General features: G+C 53.2%; 14 protein-coding genes and 1 pseudogene. 5 read left to right on the top strand and 10 right to left on the bottom strand.

What is annotated here, in order from left to right:
• The first annotated feature begins 115 nt into the window (after positions 1-115).
• The 3 genes and pseudogenes from xseA to FE845_RS00960 all read left to right on the top strand — a co-directional run bounded on the left by xseA (position 116) and on the right by FE845_RS00960 (position 3,868).
• Entirely contained in the window at positions 116-1,492 is a 1,377-nt protein-coding gene (gene xseA, locus FE845_RS00950; RefSeq protein ID WP_200361013.1) for an exodeoxyribonuclease VII large subunit, read from the top strand.
• An 80-nt stretch (positions 1,493-1,572) separates the two neighbouring features.
• Positions 1,573-3,456: pseudogene (locus FE845_RS00955) on the top strand (acetate--CoA ligase); the annotation flags it as partial.
• 211 nt (positions 3,457-3,667) lie between these two features.
• On the top strand, positions 3,668-3,868 hold the full coding sequence (locus FE845_RS00960; RefSeq protein ID WP_247115225.1) for a cold-shock protein: 201 nt from the start codon (positions 3,668-3,670) through the stop codon (positions 3,866-3,868).
• A gap of 80 nt (positions 3,869-3,948) precedes the next feature.
• Here the strand turns inward: FE845_RS00960 and leuA are convergent, their stop codons facing one another.
• Positions 3,949-5,643, bottom strand: coding sequence for a 2-isopropylmalate synthase (leuA, locus tag FE845_RS00965; RefSeq protein ID WP_200361033.1), 1,695 nt, complete (start codon positions 5,641-5,643; stop codon positions 3,949-3,951).
• A gap of 146 nt (positions 5,644-5,789) precedes the next feature.
• Between leuA and FE845_RS00970 the strand changes: the two genes are divergently transcribed.
• Positions 5,790-6,287 (top strand): Lrp/AsnC family transcriptional regulator, encoded by a 498-nt coding sequence (locus FE845_RS00970; RefSeq protein WP_200361035.1) that lies wholly within the window; start codon positions 5,790-5,792, stop codon positions 6,285-6,287.
• 120 nt (positions 6,288-6,407) lie between these two features.
• On the top strand, positions 6,408-8,150 hold the full coding sequence (locus tag FE845_RS00975; protein ID WP_200361037.1) for a proline--tRNA ligase: 1,743 nt from the start codon (positions 6,408-6,410) through the stop codon (positions 8,148-8,150).
• An 86-nt stretch (positions 8,151-8,236) separates the two neighbouring features.
• Here the strand turns inward: FE845_RS00975 and murB are convergent, their stop codons facing one another.
• The 9 genes from murB to FE845_RS01020 all read right to left on the bottom strand — a co-directional run bounded on the left by murB (position 8,237) and on the right by FE845_RS01020 (position 17,133).
• Positions 8,237-9,265 carry a UDP-N-acetylmuramate dehydrogenase gene (gene murB, locus FE845_RS00980; protein WP_200361045.1) on the bottom strand — a complete coding sequence of 343 codons (1,029 nt, stop codon included), beginning with the start codon at positions 9,263-9,265 and terminating at the stop codon, positions 8,237-8,239.
• A complete protein-coding gene (locus FE845_RS00985) occupies positions 9,262-9,741 on the bottom strand; it encodes a low molecular weight protein-tyrosine-phosphatase (protein ID WP_200361047.1) in 480 nt (159 codons plus the stop codon). The genes murB and FE845_RS00985 overlap by 4 nt, the downstream gene beginning before the upstream one ends.
• Positions 9,738-10,553, bottom strand: coding sequence for a 3-deoxy-manno-octulosonate cytidylyltransferase (kdsB, locus tag FE845_RS00990; protein WP_200361049.1), 816 nt, complete (start codon positions 10,551-10,553; stop codon positions 9,738-9,740). The genes FE845_RS00985 and kdsB overlap by 4 nt, the downstream gene beginning before the upstream one ends.
• A 27-nt stretch (positions 10,554-10,580) precedes the next feature.
• Positions 10,581-10,769, bottom strand: a complete 189-nt coding sequence (locus FE845_RS00995; protein ID WP_200361051.1) for a Trm112 family protein — start codon at positions 10,767-10,769, stop codon at positions 10,581-10,583.
• 19 nt (positions 10,770-10,788) lie between these two features.
• Complete coding sequence (lpxK, locus tag FE845_RS01000; protein WP_200361053.1) at positions 10,789-11,826, bottom strand: tetraacyldisaccharide 4'-kinase; 1,038 nt, start codon at positions 11,824-11,826, stop codon at positions 10,789-10,791.
• On the bottom strand, positions 11,823-13,601 hold the full coding sequence (msbA, locus tag FE845_RS01005) for a lipid A export permease/ATP-binding protein MsbA (protein ID WP_200361055.1): 1,779 nt from the start codon (positions 13,599-13,601) through the stop codon (positions 11,823-11,825). The genes lpxK and msbA overlap by 4 nt, the downstream gene beginning before the upstream one ends.
• Entirely contained in the window at positions 13,598-14,023 is a 426-nt protein-coding gene (locus FE845_RS01010) for an ExbD/TolR family protein (protein ID WP_200361057.1), read from the bottom strand. The genes msbA and FE845_RS01010 overlap by 4 nt, the downstream gene beginning before the upstream one ends.
• Positions 14,024-14,028: 5 nt before the next feature.
• Entirely contained in the window at positions 14,029-14,655 is a 627-nt protein-coding gene (locus tag FE845_RS01015; protein ID WP_200361059.1) for a MotA/TolQ/ExbB proton channel family protein, read from the bottom strand.
• Positions 14,656-14,727: 72 nt separating this feature from the next.
• Positions 14,728-17,133, bottom strand: a complete 2,406-nt coding sequence (locus FE845_RS01020; RefSeq protein WP_227713984.1) for a DNA internalization-related competence protein ComEC/Rec2 — start codon at positions 17,131-17,133, stop codon at positions 14,728-14,730.
• Positions 17,134-17,157: the final 24 nt, after the last annotated feature.

Here is a 17,157-nt window from a genome sequence, read left to right on the forward strand (position 1 = left end):
TGTCGCAAGTCAGTAAACTGCACAGTTTCCTATCATTTACCGCATGCGTTTGAAATTCCAGCAATTTACACTCATATTTTTCGGCTATTGCGTATAAGCCGGTTAGGAGATTTTGGTGAATAACCTATTTCAGGATACCCGGCCCAGAGCGTTGTCCGTCAGCGAGCTGAACCATCAGGCCAGGCATCTGCTGGAATCCAGCTTCATGCAAGTGTGGGTTGAGGGTGAGTTATCAGGTTTTTCCCGGCCCTCGTCCGGGCATTGGTATTTTTCCCTGAAGGATCAAAAGTGTCAGGTTCGCTGTGCCATGTTCCGAGGCCAAAACCAACGTATTCGCCCACTACCCAAGGAGGGGGATCAGGTTCGCATTCGAGGCAAGGTGACTCTTTACGAAAATCGTGGCGACTTTCAGATTATTGTCGAGCACATGGAACCCGCGGGCCTCGGTGCTCTGCAGCAAGCCTTCGAGGAATTAAAGCGCAAGCTGCAAGCTGAGGGTTTGTTCGAGGCAGGCCGCAAAAAGCCGATTCCCGCGATGCCCACACACATTGGTGTTGTCACTTCCCCCACCGGTGCTGCCATTCACGACATCCTCACGGTTTTGGCAAGGCGTTGCCCCGCCATACCGATCACACTTTACCCCACAACGGTACAGGGCAAACCGGCCACGGCAGAAATAGTACGCGCTATTAAGGCGGCGCAGACCCATGGCGTAGCTGACGTGCTGATTATCGGTCGCGGTGGCGGCTCTCTGGAAGATCTCTGGTGCTTTAACGAGGAAGCTGTAGCACGAGCCATTGCAGACTGCACCATCCCTACGGTTAGTGCCGTCGGACACGAGACTGACGTTACCATTGCCGACTTTGTGGCAGATCTTCGGGCACCCACACCCTCGGCAGCGGCTGAAAAGGTGTCGCCGGATCAAAACGACATGCTAAGGCAAGTGAACGATCGAGAGCACCGCTTGGCTAACGCCGCCAGAAGAGAGCTTCAACGCCTGAACACAAAACTAGAGCACCTCCGTGCACGCTTGCGTGACCCAAGGCGAGAGTTACTGGATAAAGCCCAACGACTTGACGAATTGGACGTCCGGCTGGGCAAAGCCATTGCACAAAGTTTGGATCGCTCACAGATGCGCAGCGCCCATATGGCGCAACGGCTTACCATGCAGTCTCCCAGAAAACAGCTCACAAACAGCCGGGAAGCGCTGGATCGGTCTGCTCTTCAACTAGAGAAAGCAATACAACAGACACTGGCGAGGTTTAATGACAAGCTGGGCCATACAGCCGGCACTCTTAACCTTGTGAGTCCTCTGGCCACCTTGGGGCGTGGGTACGCCATCATTCGCGACCAACAAGATAATATTGTCCGCAATGCAAATGACGTGACCACCGGCGACCGAATTTCCGCACACTTGGCAAACGGCCGCGTTACCGCGGAAATAAAGTCCGTCAATCCGGACAATACTTGGCCCCAAAACCCCGCTAACTAATCCTATGGTCTACTGGTTCACTGCCTCAAAGCGCCTAAAGTTGAGATAACTGACATCAAAATAACAGCAGGCATTACGAGGCAGATTGTATGGACTACAACTCAGAGTTCCGGAGATCCATTGATAAACCGGAAGAGTTTTGGCGTGAAAAGGCAGGCAGCATTGACTGGATCCAGCCGCCTGAGGCTATCTGGCAAGCCACCGATAACGGCCACGGCAAGTGGTTCCCTGACGCAACACTCAATACCTCTGATGTAGCTCTGGATGCCAACGTACGAGCAGGCCGGGGTGACCAGAAAGCCCTCATATACGACTCACCGGTTACAGGCACCAAGTGCAGCTATACCTATACGGAGCTAACCAACGAAGTCGCACGCTTTGCTGGAGCCTTGAAGGCACAAGGGGTTAATAAGGGCGATGTGGTTATTATCTACATGCCCATGATTCCTGAAGCCGTTATTGCGATGCTGGGCTGCGCCCGCATTGGAGCGATTCATTCGGTTGTCTTCGGCGGTTTTGCCGCTCACGAACTTGCAGTACGTATCGACGACGCGCAACCTAAAGCCGTGATTACTGCATCCTGCGGGATAGAGGTGGCGAAGGTAATCGAATACAAGCCTCTAGTAGACAAAGCCATTGAGCAAGCGTCTCACAAACCGGATTTTTGTGTCGTCTACCAGCGGCCGCAAGTAAAAGCCCAAATGCAGGATGGCCGCGATTACGACTGGAGCGGCCTAATGGCCAGCGCCGAGCTAGCCGACCCTGTTCCCGTGAAAGCCACAGATCCGCTTTACGTGCTTTATACCTCTGGCACCACCGGTAAGCCTAAAGGCGTGGTTAGAGACAATGGTGGCCATGCGGTCGCGCTTAAGTACAGTATGAAGCTGGTTTATGATGCCAACCCGGGTGACGTATTCTGGGCCGCATCCGATGTAGGCTGGGTGGTTGGGCACAGCTATATTGTGTACGCGCCCCTATTTGCTGGCTGCACAACCATCCTTTACGAAGGTAAGCCAGTGAGAACGCCAGATGCTGGCGCCTTCTGGCGAGTGGTTCAGGAACACAGTGTAAACCTACTGTTTACCGCCCCTACCGCATTCCGCGCAGTGCGCAAGGAAGATCCTGAGGCCGATCACCTTTCACGCTACGACATTAGCTCCCTGAGACAGATATTCCTTGCGGGCGAGCGTTTGGACCCGCCAACTTATGAATGGCTCAGAGAGCACACTCAGCTACCCATATTGGATCACTGGTGGCAAACCGAAACTGGCTGGGCCATCTGCTGCAACCCAGTCGGGATTGAGACAATGACCACCAAACCCGGTTCAGCCACCGTCCCATCACCCGGTTATAACGTACAGGTTGTAGGTCCCCGTGGCAGTCAGGTGCCTGCGGGAGAGCAAGGTCAGATTGCGGTCAAACTACCACTCCCTCCCGGATGTCTGGTAACCGTATGGGGAGACGACCAGAGATTTCAGGACAGCTACCTTAATCCCATACCGGGCTTCTACAGCTCGGGGGATGGTGGCTACATTGATGACGACGGTTATGTCTTTGTTATGGGGCGCACGGATGATGTGATCAACGTTGCTGGCCACCGCCTTTCTACCGGCGAGATGGAAGAGGTGGTTGCATCTCACCCAGCCATTGCTGAGTGTTGTGTGGTTGGTGCCCACGACGACATGAAAGGCCAAGTTCCACTCGGCCTCGTGCTTATTAAAGATGGCGCTACCATTGATCACGACGAGCTAGAGGAAGAGCTTGTTGAGATGGTGCGAGACAAGATTGGTGCGATTGCCTGCTTCCGTAGAGCCCTGGTAGTAGATCGCTTGCCCAAGACACGCTCCGGAAAAATACTGAGACGAGTGATACGGCAGATTGCCGATGGCGAAGATTATGTCGTTCCGAGCACCATTGATGACCCGGCAATTCTTGAAGAGATCAGCGAGCAATTTCGGCGCTGAGGACAGCTAAACCGATAACTGAACACCCACTCTATTTAGTCGAGTGGGTGTTTTTTATCAACATAAATATAAGCCATTGTTTTAAAAGAACTTAAAAGCACAGCGAAACGTTGACGACCCCCAAAGTCAGTCTATACTAAAATTGCTGTGGAAAATCTACAGTGCCCCGTGAGGGCAAATCTCAGAAATACAGGAAAGTTCAATGTCTGATATAAAAACAGGTAGCGTTAAGTGGTTTAACGAATCCAAAGGGTTCGGCTTCATTGCTCAAGAAGGCGGCAGTGATGTCTTCGTCCACTACAGTGCTATTACTTCAAGCGGCTTCCGCACACTGACCGAAGGTCAGCAGGTGCAGTTCACGGTAACACAAGGCCCTAAAGGCCCGCAGGCGGAAAACGTAACCCCTGTCTGAGGTTATTTATTCGCCCTCTGCCCCTCACGGGCACGAGAAAAACATCAAGCCAGCGCTCAAGCTGGCTTGATGTTTTCTATTCAGGCACTAATTGCGCTTTCCTCAGCACTCGTCTTTACTTCAGCTCCACCAACCGCTTGAGCAACCGCTGAAAATAGCGCCTGTAACGTTGCAGACGTTGTATCCTCAGCCAGCGCAGCCGCACTGCAGTGTTTACCCCCAGCGGTCAGGCGTATACAAGCAAGCGCGTTGGCACGGGTGCCCTCGCCCAATGCGAACTCATCGTAGGCTTCTACTGCAATTTTATAACCGAAGCGTTGTTCCAACGCTGCGGAAACCGCCTCAACCGCTCCAAGGCCTCGACCTTCAAGACGCGCTGGTGCGGATTCGCTACCAAAGGTTACTTCAGCATGCACGCCCTGCTCGTCTCTATGCAGGTCGTAGCCCCGCAACGCCCAATTATCGTGAACCTTTAGGTAGCGCTGTTCAAACAGGTTATGAATGGCCATGGAATCAATTTCGCCGCCATTGGTTTCTGCAGCACTCTGAACCACCTTGCTGAACTCGATCTGCAACCAACGCGGCAGGCTAATGTTGTAGTCCCGCTCAAGAACATAGGCTACGCCGCCCTTACCCGACTGGCTGTTGATACGAACAACTTCTTCGTAGCGGCGGCCCAAATCGAACGGATCGATTGGCAGGTAGGCAACATTCCATACATCCCCCTCTTTCCTGCGTGCAAGGCACTTGCGTATAGCGTCTTGATGGCTGCCGGAGAATGCAGTGAACACCAACTCGCCAGCGTATGGGTGGCGCGGATGGGTGGAAATTTCTGTACAGGCTTCAACCACCTCCGTGATCTCCGCCATGCCTGACAAATCCAACGCCGGATCAATACCCTGCGAGTAAAGGTTCATGGCCATGGTCACCAAGTCCATATTACCGGTGCGCTCACCATTACCCATCAAAGTACCTTCCACACGATCTGCACCCGCCATAACTGCCAACTCTGCCGCAGCTACACCACAGCCCCGATCGTTGTGGGTGTGAACGCTAATGCTGATATGCTCACGGTGGCGGATGTTGTCGCACACCCACTCAATCTGATCTGCGAATACGTTTGGGGTAGACATCTCTACGGTGGCAGGCAAATTAATGATCACCGGCTGACCCTGATCCGGGCGCCACACCTCGGATACTGCATCAATAACATCCACAGCAAAATCCAGTTCGGTGCCGGTGAAGCTCTCGGGAGAGTACTGGAACGTCCACTCGGTTTCTGGGTGCTGGGCTGCGAGATCTTTCACCACTTGCGCGCCGTTCACTGCAATGTTGCGAATACCCGCACGATCCAGACCGAACACCTGCTCACGCTGCACCGTTGAGGTAGAGTTGTATACATGCACAATGGCACGCCTAGCGCCCTTAAGGGCCTCGTAGGTGCGCTCAATCAACTCAGGGCGAGCTTGAGTGAGCACTTGGATTTTTACATCCTCAGGAATACGGTTTTCTTCAATCAGCTTACGGCAAAAATCAAAATCGGGCTGACTCGCAGCCGGAAAGCCTATTTCGATTTCTTTAAACCCAAGCTTAACTAATAGATCAAACATGCGCTGTTTCTGAGCGACATTCATAGGCTTTACGAGAGCCTGATTACCATCGCGAAGATCAACCGCGCACCAAGCAGGTGCCTTTTCGATAACCTGGTCGGGCCAACGACGATCGGTTTTAGCGATCGGCCGGAAGGCAACGTATTTGCGATGATCAAAAGCCATGTTTGTCGTGCTCCGTCGTAATTTTAGGATGTCTAACAAGAGTGAACAGTTTAACGCTTCCAGTGCGATAGGTGATTGCGAAATTACACCCGAAAGCGTAATTTATTAGTTATATATACCTCCAAAAAGACATCACTGGCAATTTTATGCTTCAAAATAAAGAAACACTCGTACAAATTGACAAAATAGACCGTCGCATTCTGGCCCAAATACAAAAAGACGCCTCGCTAACCAACCAACAGCTTGCCGAAAAAGTGGGGCTATCCCCCTCCCCATGCCTGAGACGGGTACGTGCGCTTGAAGAAGCAGGCATTATTGTGCGCACCGTAACCGTGCTTGATCACAAAAAGCTCGGCCTCTCGCTGACAGCGATTATTCTAATTGGAATGGATAGGCACACCCCCGAGCGCTTTGCGGCATTTGAGGAACAGGTAAGCGAATATCCGGAGATTCTGGAATGCTATTTGGTGACCGGCCATGATGCGGATTACATGCTGAAGGTAGTAGTGCCGGATATGGACCACTACCATCACTTTCTACTCAATCGCATCACCCGAATACAGGGGGTTAGCGGGGTTCACTCAAGCTTTGTTCTTAAACGCGTTATCGATAGCACGGCCCTACCTTTAGGGTATTTATCCTGATGCTGCGTCTGCTTAGCGGATAACAGCGCTCACGATCTGTACCTTGTGCGGCAGGCTCCGTACAATAAACGCCACTTTACAAAATACCCCTCTTCGAAACATCACTGAACGGAAACCACAATGCGAGCAAGCCGTTATCTGATTGCAACCCAGAAAGAGACGCCTTCTGACGCGGAGATTATCAGCCACCAGCTGATGCTGCGTGCAGGCATGATCCGCAAACTGGCAGCAGGCCTTTACACTTGGCTTCCCCTGGGCCTTAGAACCCTGCGCAAGGTTGAGCGGATTGTTCGTGAAGAAATGGACAAAAGCGGCGCACAGGAAGTTCTCATGCCTGCGGTTCAGCCTGCAGAACTGTGGCAGGAGTCCGGTCGTTGGGAGCAATACGGCGGCGAATTGCTGCGAATGAACGACCGCCACGGCCGTGATTTTTGCTTTGGCCCTACTCACGAAGAAGTCATTACCGATCTTATCCGCAATGAGCTGAACAGCTACAAGGAACTGCCGGCGAACTTCTACCAAATCCAAACCAAGTTCCGCGATGAGCGCCGCCCCCGTTTTGGGGTGATGCGTGCCCGGGAATTCATCATGAAAGATGCTTACTCCTTCCATGTGAATGCCGAATCACTGGATGAAACCTATCAGGTTATGCATCGCACTTACTGCGCTATCTTTGACCGCCTGGGGCTCGACTACCGCCCGGTACAGGCCGATTCAGGTGCCATTGGTGGCAGCGCATCCCACGAGTTCCACGTACTCGCTTCCTCCGGGGAAGACGACATAGTATTCAGCACGCAGAGCGATTACGCCGCCAACATTGAAAAAGCCGAAGCCGTTGCTCCAAGTGGCGAACGCGCCCTACCGGCTGAAGAGTTGAAAGAAATTGCAACGCCGGACCAGCGCACCATTGAGGCAATCTCCGAATTCCTGAATATTGACGCCACCCGCACGGTTAAAACCCTGCTGGTTAAAGCAGAAGCGAAAGAAGAGGAAGAAAAAAGCAATGCTGGTCTAGTCGCTTTGATCCTGCGTGGCGACCACTCTCTAAACGAGATTAAAGCAGAAAATCTGGACGGCGTGGCAGACCCTCTCACCATGGCGGCCGACGAAGAAATCGAATCTGCCGTAGGTTGCAAAGCCGGTTCCATTGGCCCGGTGAATCTGAACCTGCCGGTTATTGTAGATCGCAGCGCAGCCCATCTTGCTGATTTTGTCTGCGGCGCTAACAAGGAAGGCTATCACCTGACCGGCGTGAACTGGGAGCGGGATCTGCCTCTTGGGCGCGTTGAAGATATTCGCAATGTCGTTGAGGGCGACCCCAGCCCGGATGGTAAGGGAACACTGGAGATACGCAGAGGCATTGAAGTTGGCCATATCTTCAAGCTGGGCAACAAGTACAGCACCGCCATGAATGCCACAGTACTCGATGAGAACGGTAAAACCGTCATCATGGACATGGGCTGTTACGGAATTGGTGTATCCCGCATCGTTGCGGCCTCAATTGAGCAGAACCACGATGACAAAGGCATAATCTGGCCGGACGCCATCGCCCCCTTCCAAGTGGCTATTGTTACGCTGAACGCCCACAAAACGCCCGTAGTGGCTGAAGCCGGTGAGAAGCTCTATGAGCAATTAAAGCAGGCTGGCTATGATGTGCTGCTGGACGACCGTAAAGAACGTCCCGGCGTAAAGTTTGCCGATATGGAACTGATCGGAATCCCCCACCGCTTTGTCATTTCGGATCGCGGGCTTGCCGCGGGCACTTTGGAGTACAAGGGGCGCAGGGACGAAGATAAGCAGGACATTGCCATTGAGGAAGCCCTGCCATTTCTAATCAAAGCATCGCCTCGCAAAGGCTTGTAAAAAAGCGCCCTTAGAAGACTCGGATTCAAGGCCTGTAGCAAGGCCTTGAATCGCCGGGTTGGTTTTCAAAACCTCATTGGCGGCATTCACCCCCCCACAACCCCCGGCTCCATCTCCAAAGTAACACCGAAACCTTCCTGTACCGACTTGCGGATTTGCGCCGCAAGCTCTAGCACATCACGTCCTGTTCCACCTGAGTGGTTAATCAGCACAAGGGCCTGACGGTTATGAACCCCTACCCGGGCATTTCGGTACCCTTTCCACCCACTCTGGTCAATCAACCAAGCGGCTGCCAGTTTGACGGTATTGCTCTGTGGGTAGCCAACAACGTCTGGGTACCTCGCCTGAAGCTCATTAAACTGCTCAACGGGTACAACCGGGTTTTTGAAAAAGCTGCCTACGTTTGGAATTATCTCGGGGTCCGGCAACTTTCGCCTGCGAATTGCCATCACCGCTTCGGCCACTGTCAGAGCTTCCAAATCCTGAGTTTTCGTCTCCCCCAAGTAGTCCTCAAGATCCCTATAGCCTAGTTGCAAGGGCTTTGTGCGCGACAGTCTAAGGCGGATCTCAGTGATGATGTAGCGGCCGGGAGAGCGCTTGAACAGGCTATCTCGGTAGGCAAAACCGCACTCCGAGTTATCAAGGCACACCAGCTGATTGGAGTCGCGATCCAAGGCTGTAACAGAAATCAAGGTATCGCAAAGTTCAACGCCGTAAGCGCCTATATTTTGAACCGGTGCTGCACCTGCTGTACCAGGGATAAGTGCAAGGTTTTCAATACCCCGGTACCCCGCCCCAGCGGCGTAGAGTACGGCCTCGTGCCAGTTTTCACCGGCACCCAAAACCAGTGTGGCACCTGTGTCGTCAACCTGCTCCCAATAACGCGCAGCGATTTGCATGCGAATCACAAGGCCGTGAAAGTCACCGGCAAAAACCAGATTGCTGCCACTACCAAGCACCAGTGTTTTTTGCCCTTTTTCCTGCGCCCATGCCAGCGCAAGGCGTAGCTCATTCAGGCTAGCGACATCCATGTAGTGTTTGGCCGTTGCGGACACGCAAAGAGTATTGAGCTTTTTAAGCTGAACATTCTCGTGAGGTTCCGCCTGCTGGCTCACGCCATACTCTCCTGAATTTTCCTAAGCAGGCCAACGCTGGCGTCTTCAATCAGATCGAGCACATGCTCGAAACCATCTTCACCGCCGTAATAGGGGTCGGGAACTTCTGCGAGCTCAGTGCTGCCGTATTCTAGAAAAAGCGTGGGCCTAGTGCCGCCATTTTGGTGCCATATGTCTTTTACGTCGGCAAGATTCTGGCGATCCATAACCACCACGTAATCAAAGGTGTCCAGATCTTTCTCGGTAAACTGCCTCGCCTTCAGCGTGCTTATATCGATGTCGCGCTTGCCAGCAGCTTCAACTGACCGGGAATCCGGCCCCTTTCCTATGTGCCAGTTACTGGTTCCACAGGAATCAATGTGTATTTGCTCCTGCAACCCAGCCTGCTCCACCAGCTTGCGGAACACACCTTCTGCGGTTGGTGATCGACAAATGTTGCCAAGACACACAAAAAGCACACTGGCGTGTTTACTCATACCCGATTTACTCCCCTTTCAATGTATTTGGCCATCCATCCTCTCACCCGCTGCAAGTCCGCTTCGGTATCAACTCCAGCCGGAGGCGTTCCGGAGGCAACCTCAACGTGAATTCGTGCGCCGTTGTACAGCGCCCGCAACTGCTCCAACGACTCCGCCAGTTCTGTAGGCGCCGGGGGCCAGCTGACAAACCGACTGAGTACGCTGGCGCGATAGCCATAGATGCCGATGTGGCGAAAATATCCGGTGCCATCTCGTAATGCCGCACTGGCATTCGGTGCCGAAAGGTTGTCTTTACCGATGCTGTTCCAGTAATCGCGGGCCCAAGGTATGGGCGCGCGGCTAAAATAATGTGCCATGCCCTGTGAGTCGAAAACGACCTTTACCACGTTGGGATTAAAGATTTGCTCCATATCGTGGAGGCGTTCGCAAAGTGTCGAAATCGCTGCATCGGGATAGCGTTCGAGGTTGTCAGCTACCTGGTCTATCAACTCGGGCGGAATCAGCGGTTCATCTCCCTGCACATTCACCACGCGATGATCGGCATCAAGCCCCAACTTACGCACCACCTCTTCAAGACGGTCTGTCCCACTCACATGATTGGGCGATGTCATGACCACTTCGGCACCAAAGGCTTCACAGGCATCGTGAATACGAGAGTCATCCGTGGCAACAACAACACGACTGGCTTGGCTTTCAGAGGCGCGTTCGCAAACGTGCTGAATCATTGGCTTGCCGCAGATATCCAGCAATGGTTTTCCGGGCAAGCGGGTGGACGCATAACGGGCCGGTATCACAACCGTAAAAGACATGGGGCTTCGATCCTGCAGAGAGCTTGCTCAGTTTTTGTGAAGACGTTCGTCGGTGGAGAGTGTACGGGCTTCGGTCGCGAGCATAACCGGAATACCTTCACGAATGGGAAAGGCCATGGCGTCCTGATAGCAAGTCAGTTCCGTTTTCGCTTCATTCAATTTCAACTCACCCTTGCAAACAGGGCAAGCAAGCAAAGCCACGAGTTTTTTGTCCATAATGCAATCTCACTAACGGTTAAGAATCAGGCTCTTCGAAGCTAGCCCGCAGTTTTTCAAGAACAGCTTCTGAAAATGCCTCTGGCAAGGACGCTTCAACATGGAGCACCCAGGCATTATCCGGTGCAAAACTGCTGCATTTAACGCCGTCTTTAGCGGTCATAACGAGCATGTGACCGGACTCGGAACCGAGATCTTCCGGGCGAAACCGGTGATGATCGGGAAAAGGCACAGCAATTAATTTCGCGCCCAGCCCTTTGAGCGTATCGAAAAAGCGGGTCGGATTACCTATACCGGCTATCGCGCGAATTTTCTGACCTTGAAGGCTCTCGGGGGCTCGAACCTCACCGGTTTTGAGGTTAACCAAACGTGTTGGCTTGAGGCTCATGGCGTACATTTGCCGGTGCCGGATGCCCGATAGTGCTTCCGGTGGCACCCTGCCTTCATCATCCGTTTCCGTGGCACCGTTCACAACAACGAAATCGACGGTATCAAGCCTGCTAACCGGCTCTCGCAGAGGCCCCACTGGAATTAAAGCACCATTGCCGATACCGCGACTGCCATCAAACACCGAAAGCTCGATATCCCGAGTCAATCTGTAGTGCTGAAGCCCATCGTCGCTGATTAGAACATCGCCTAACGCATTATCAAGCGCAAATGCGGCTGCCCTGCGTCTATCCGGGTCAACAATCACGGGTACGCGCGTTGCCTGCGCCAACATAACCGGCTCATCACCGGCAAGGGATGGCAATGTATCTTCCGTCACCAGCAGGGGATAATCAGAAGCCTTGCCACCATAGCCGCGACTCAGTACCACAGGGCGCCAGCCTTCAGCCTTCATGGCGCTGACAAGCCAAGCAGTTAGCGGAGATTTTCCGGTGCCTCCTGCGGTAATGTTGCCCACAACTACGACCGGAACACCCAGCTTCTTGGTTTGGGCTTCCATTGCCTTGCGTCGTCGCGCTTCAGCGATGGTGTGGTACAGCCATGAAAGCGGCGTCAACAAAAGCAAGGGCCGACCCTTGCCATACCAGAGGCGATCCACCAAGGAGGTCATGAGTGCTCGCTGAACTGCATTTGATGTAGCTGGGCATAAGCACCATTGCTGGCAAGCAACTCGTTATGGGCTCCGGACTCCACTATGCGACCGTTGTCCATTACCAAAATCCTGTCGGCATTTTCAATAGTCGAAAGCCTATGGGCAATAACCAAGGTAGTGCGGCCTTGAATAACGGTTTCCAGAGCTTGTTGAATGTGCCGCTCAGATTCGGTATCCAAAGCGGAGGTGGCCTCATCCAAAATCAGTATGGGAGCATCTTTCAACAGCGCTCTGGCAATAGCCAGTCTTTGCCGCTGACCACCTGAGAGCATAACGCCGTTGTCACCAATCATGGTGTCCAGCCCCTCGGGCATGCGGTCGATAAACTCCAGTGCATGGGCTTTCGCCGCCGCTTCACGTATTTCTTCCCGGCTGCAATCTCTCAGTGCGCCGTATGCAATATTGGCTGCTATCGAGTCGTTAAACAGCACAACGTTCTGGGTAACCAGAGCAATTTGAGCTCTAAGTGCTTTCAGAGAAAAGTCTTTGAGGGAGTGTCCGTCAATACGAATATCGCCACCAGTATATTCGTAGAATCTGGGCAACAAGCTCACCATGGTTGATTTTCCGCTTCCCGAACGCCCTACCAATGCAACGCTCTGACCTGCCGGAATATCAACGGATATGCCCTCCAACACGTTATCGAGCTGATCCCGGTAACGAAACGACACTTCATCAAATTCAATGTTGCCTTCAACACGCTCGGGCGCGAAGGTACCGAGATCTTGTTCGGGGGCTTCGTCAATGGTTTCGAATACATCGTAAGCAGCAGCCACGCCCTTCTGGATCTGCGCATGAACCGAGGTAACCTGACGAATGGGCTTGGCCATGGTGGTAGCTGCGGTAATAAACGCAACCAACTGGCCGGTTGTCATCTCACCCCGTATCTCCGGGGCTAGCATGGTCCAGACCAAGGCCGCGATCGCAACGGCTACCAGCGTCTGAATCACCGGTACGCTGATCGCTTGGGTAGAAGCCATTTTAAGGCTTTGTTTTAAGTTTCGATCGTTAACCTTTTGAAAACGCTCTTTTTCATACCCTTCGCCACCAAACGTTCGCACCACCCGATAGCCGGTAATAGACTCGGAGGCCACGTGGGTTATATCACCCATCGAGCCCTGAATACGCTGGCTTATCTTGCGAAACCGCTTGCTGGCGTATCCAACAACGGCTCCAATCAAAGGCCCGACAGCGAGAAAAATCAGGGTCAGTTTCCAGTTGGTGTACAGCATAAAACTGAGCAGACCCACGATTGTGAGGCCTTCCCTAAGGGTTATGGTTACGGCATTTGTGGTAGCTTCAGCGACCTGCTCTACGTTGAAGGTAAGCTTGGAAACCAACCTTCCCGCGGCATTGTCGTCAAAGTAACGGGACGGGAGCGTCATCAGCCGATTGAACACATCGGTACGAAGTGAGTTTATGACCTGTCGACCGACATAGCTGATGAAGTACTGACTTAGAAATGTTCCGACCCCACGAAACATGAACATACCAATGATTAGCGCAGTCAGCAGAATCCGATTTTGCTCGGTGGGGTTCTCAATAGCCGCTATGACGTATTCCATAGCGGCGGCCATGCCCGTAGAAGCTGCCGCGTAAATAATATTACCGACAACCGCAAGCGAAAAGGCCAACCAGAAAGGTTTCACATACGCCAGCAGGCGTTTGTACGTCTCCCAACTTTCGCCTGGCTGGACCTTGTTCGGGCCTGTTGGCTGAACTGGCTGACTCACTGGCTTTCAGTCTCACGTTCGGTAGTAATACTCAGCCGGGCAAAGCCCAAACGACCTGCAACGTCCATGGCTCTAACCACGTACTCGTGGGGTGTGCGTGCATCCGCGGTGATAACGAATGGTAGGCTGTTGTCACCTTCGGCCAGCTCGCCCACACCCCTTTCGAGGGTCTCACGACGGTTATTAACCAGAGCCTTATCATTCAGGATGTACTGACCTTCAGCGTTGATAACAACGTCTATCTGTTTAACTTCGGAAGGCGCGGACGGTTCGCCGCTGGCCTCTGGAAGCTCCACCTGCAAGTGGCTTTCCCGCGTGAAGGTCGTCGAGACCATAAAGAAAATCAGCAGCAAAAACACCACATCAATCAGCGGCGTAAGATCTACTCCGACTTCCTGGCTTCTCTGGCGTGTGAACTTCACGGCGCTCAAGCCCCTTCCACGTCAATTTCACGGTCACCGTGCACCACTTCAACCAGCTTGATGGCTTCCTGCTCCATGCTAACCACCAGCTCGTCTACCCGCCGGATGAAATAGCGGTGACATATCAGAGCAGGAATCGCGATGCTCAAACCGGCTGCCGTGGTAATCAGTGCTTCGGAAATACCACCTGCCAGATTGCCTGCATTGCCTACGCCGGCCAGTTGAATCTCCGCAAACACTTTAATCATGCCAATAACCGTGCCCAGAAGGCCCAATAACGGCGTTATCGTTGCTACAGTACCCAAGGGGTTCAGGAAGCGCTCCAGTTCATGGATAACCTGACTGGCCTCGTGCTCAATGCTCTCCTTCATGATCTCACGGCCGTGCTTGGCATTCATAAGACCACCCGCGAGGATACGCCCCATGGGCGAAGAACCTTGCAGTGCTTTGAGTTTGCGGCCATTTAGCTCTTTTTTCTTGATCCAGCGCCAAAGCTCATTAATCGTCTGAGGCGGTGCAACACGCGACGCCCGAAGAGTCCAGAAACGTTCCAGAATAATCGCAAGCGCCAGAATGGAACAGGCAATAATTGGCACCATCAAAATGCCACCAGCTTTCAACAGCTCGAACACGCTTGATCTCCCTGATTGTTTACAAGCCGCGCTACTTTAGCATAGCTGCAGGTCGAGGCCACACCCGCAATGTCACGGTATTTTACACGTATCCCTTGCCAGACCGGGACCGCCAATCCAGAAGGGCGCTTTGTGGCGGGCTTCGGTCGTTTTCAATACCCCATCCACCACCCTCATAACCAAACTGCCTGAGCAAGCCGTGTTCAGCGCCAGAGCGCCAGCGCTGCGGTAACGGGCCGTTACGTCTCTGTGAGGGTGCCCGTACCTATGCCGGTACCCTGCGGTATAAATCACCAAACTCGGATTAAGCTCGTTCACCCAAAATTCAGAAGATGACGTTTTACTGCCATGGTGGGGCGCGAGAACAACGCGTTCACGAGGCTTAATATTCGGAGTTTCAGCCTCCGCAGCTTCCAAATACAGCGGCTCGATGCGGGAGCTGATATCACCTGAGAACAGCCACTCTGCGGCCTGACCCTGCCGGGCAGAAAGTACGCAGGATGCGTCGTTACCTTTGACATCTCCGGTCGCCTGCCAGTAGAAAAGCGAAAGTTCATCACCCAGCGCAGACTTGCCCCCACACGCATGGATAGCAACCGCTTCGCCCTGCTCTAGTTTGTCCCGAACAGCCACTGGCTCACCTGTCACAATACGACCAACCTTAAACTCCGCCAAGATCCGGTTAACCCCGCCAGAATGATCACTGTCGGCATGGCTTATAACCAAGGTATCGATACGCTTGATCCCCAGAGCTTTGAGGTTCGGTATGAGCACAGACTCCGCCGCAGAAAAGACACCTTTTACCTCCGGCCCCGTGTCATAGAGCAGAACGTCATCGCCCGCCCTGAGCATGGCCGATAGACCTTGACCCACATCCCAAACCCTTACTTCGGGCTCTGAAACCCGCGGATTGTCGGCACTGTTGGGCAGACCCGCAGTTGCAGCCCAAGCCAGTGCAACAATAAGCCCCACCGCCTGAAACATTCGAATAGGTACCGTTGCAACCAGCAACACCAAGACTGAAAAGCCGCCTATTTCGAGCGTGCTTCCATCGAGGTCGGGCCAACCCATACCGGCAACCCAGTCAAGAAAGCGCCACATCACGCCGAGCACTGCGTCCATCAGCGCAATAACCAAATCCAACATCGGTGGCAGCAAGGCGACCATAATCCCGCCGACAATAAGCACCGGCATAACCACCAATGAAACCCAAGGAATGGCCAAGATATTTGCAAGCAACCCTGCAACCGGTTGACCCTGCCCGACGAGTTCAAGCAGCGGCCAGAGCCCGGCAAATACAGCCCCTTGAGCCAACAACAAGCCCGCCAGCCAACCGATGCGCCCCAAACGGCCCGCAAATACGCAAAGAAGAACAGAGACAGCTCCGAACGACAACCAAAACCCCTGATCCAGTGGTGCAAATGGATCAAGTAAGAGCACAAGACCCAGCGCGATCAATAGCGAATGCCAAGCAGGCTCATGCCGGGCTTTGAGCAGAACCCAGCTGCCAACCGCGACCATAATTAAAGCCCTACGGGTTGGCACCGTGAAACCTGCCGCCAACGCATAGAGCAGGCAACAAAAAAGCACAACAGCAAATGCGGCTAAACGAACGAAGCGCTCACTAAGTCGATAGGACGATATGGCCAATAAAAATCGACGAGCAATTAGCCCGGCACCCAATGCCACCAAGCCTAAGTGAAGGCCGGAGATAGCAACCAAATGGATCGTGCCCGTCGCTTTTAAAACATCCCAGTGCTCCGAAGACAAATGCCCTCGGTTCCCTATAAGCAGTGAGGCAATGAGAGGGTGGTAGCTGGATTTAACAAACTGCTCATCTACCCAGTCTGCAAGTTGCATGTGAAATCGATGGTACTGACATTCGAGTGCGCAGCTGACAGAAGGGTCCGAAGCGGCACTTCGAACACTGCCGGTAGCTCGGTAGCCTTTACGAAACAGCCAATCTTCGTAGCGAAAGCCTGCGGGGTTCAAAGCGCCATGGGGCTTTTTTAGAACCACCTCAAGGCGCAACCGATGATCTGGAAGCCGTGCTTCAGATTGGCCATACCAAGCCAAACGCAATGTTTTGGGTAGAGAACCGTTAGCCTGCCGGGTCAGGGAAACCCCGTACCAACGTGTTACACAAAAGCTGAACCGGATGCTATTGAAACTACCAGCTGCTGGAAGGTCACAGACGTAGCCGGATACGTTGACCCTCTCACCCTCAAGCCCATCGGGAAGCCGCTGGTCAAGGCGTTCGTGGGCCCATAAGGCGGCCCAAAAAGCACCTAATGTGAAACCAATAATAAGCGGCCAACATGCCTTGGGAAGCATCCGCCCTACTGGTGAAAGTAGGAATATAACAGCCAGAGTAGCCAGACTCAGCCACACTTGAGCTGGCAACACCGCCAATCTATAAAGTAAGATGACGCCGCAGGAAAAAGCGAAAACGCTCAGCACTGTAGATCTTCCGGACAATCCGTGTCCTCCCGATGAGTTTAT

Origin of the sequence: Marinobacter sp. 1-4A, assembly GCF_016597725.1 — a bacterium.
In the GTDB taxonomy this organism is placed as follows: Bacteria; Pseudomonadota; Gammaproteobacteria; order Pseudomonadales; family Oleiphilaceae; genus Marinobacter.

Coding starts and splice junctions, on each gene's coding strand:
- FE845_RS00975 (WP_200361037.1), top strand. CDS start 6,408: ATGCGAGCAAGCCGTTATCTGATTGCAACCCAGAAAGAGACGCCTTCT.
- FE845_RS00985 (WP_200361047.1), bottom strand. CDS start 9,741: ATGAGTAAACACGCCAGTGTGCTTTTTGTGTGTCTTGGCAACATTTGT.
- FE845_RS00995 (WP_200361051.1), bottom strand. CDS start 10,769: ATGGACAAAAAACTCGTGGCTTTGCTTGCTTGCCCTGTTTGCAAGGGT.
- FE845_RS00970 (WP_200361035.1), top strand. CDS start 5,790: ATGCTTCAAAATAAAGAAACACTCGTACAAATTGACAAAATAGACCGT.
- kdsB (WP_200361049.1), bottom strand. CDS start 10,553: ATGTCTTTTACGGTTGTGATACCGGCCCGTTATGCGTCCACCCGCTTG.
- lpxK (WP_200361053.1), bottom strand. CDS start 11,826: ATGACCTCCTTGGTGGATCGCCTCTGGTATGGCAAGGGTCGGCCCTTG.
- leuA (WP_200361033.1), bottom strand. CDS start 5,643: ATGGCTTTTGATCATCGCAAATACGTTGCCTTCCGGCCGATCGCTAAA.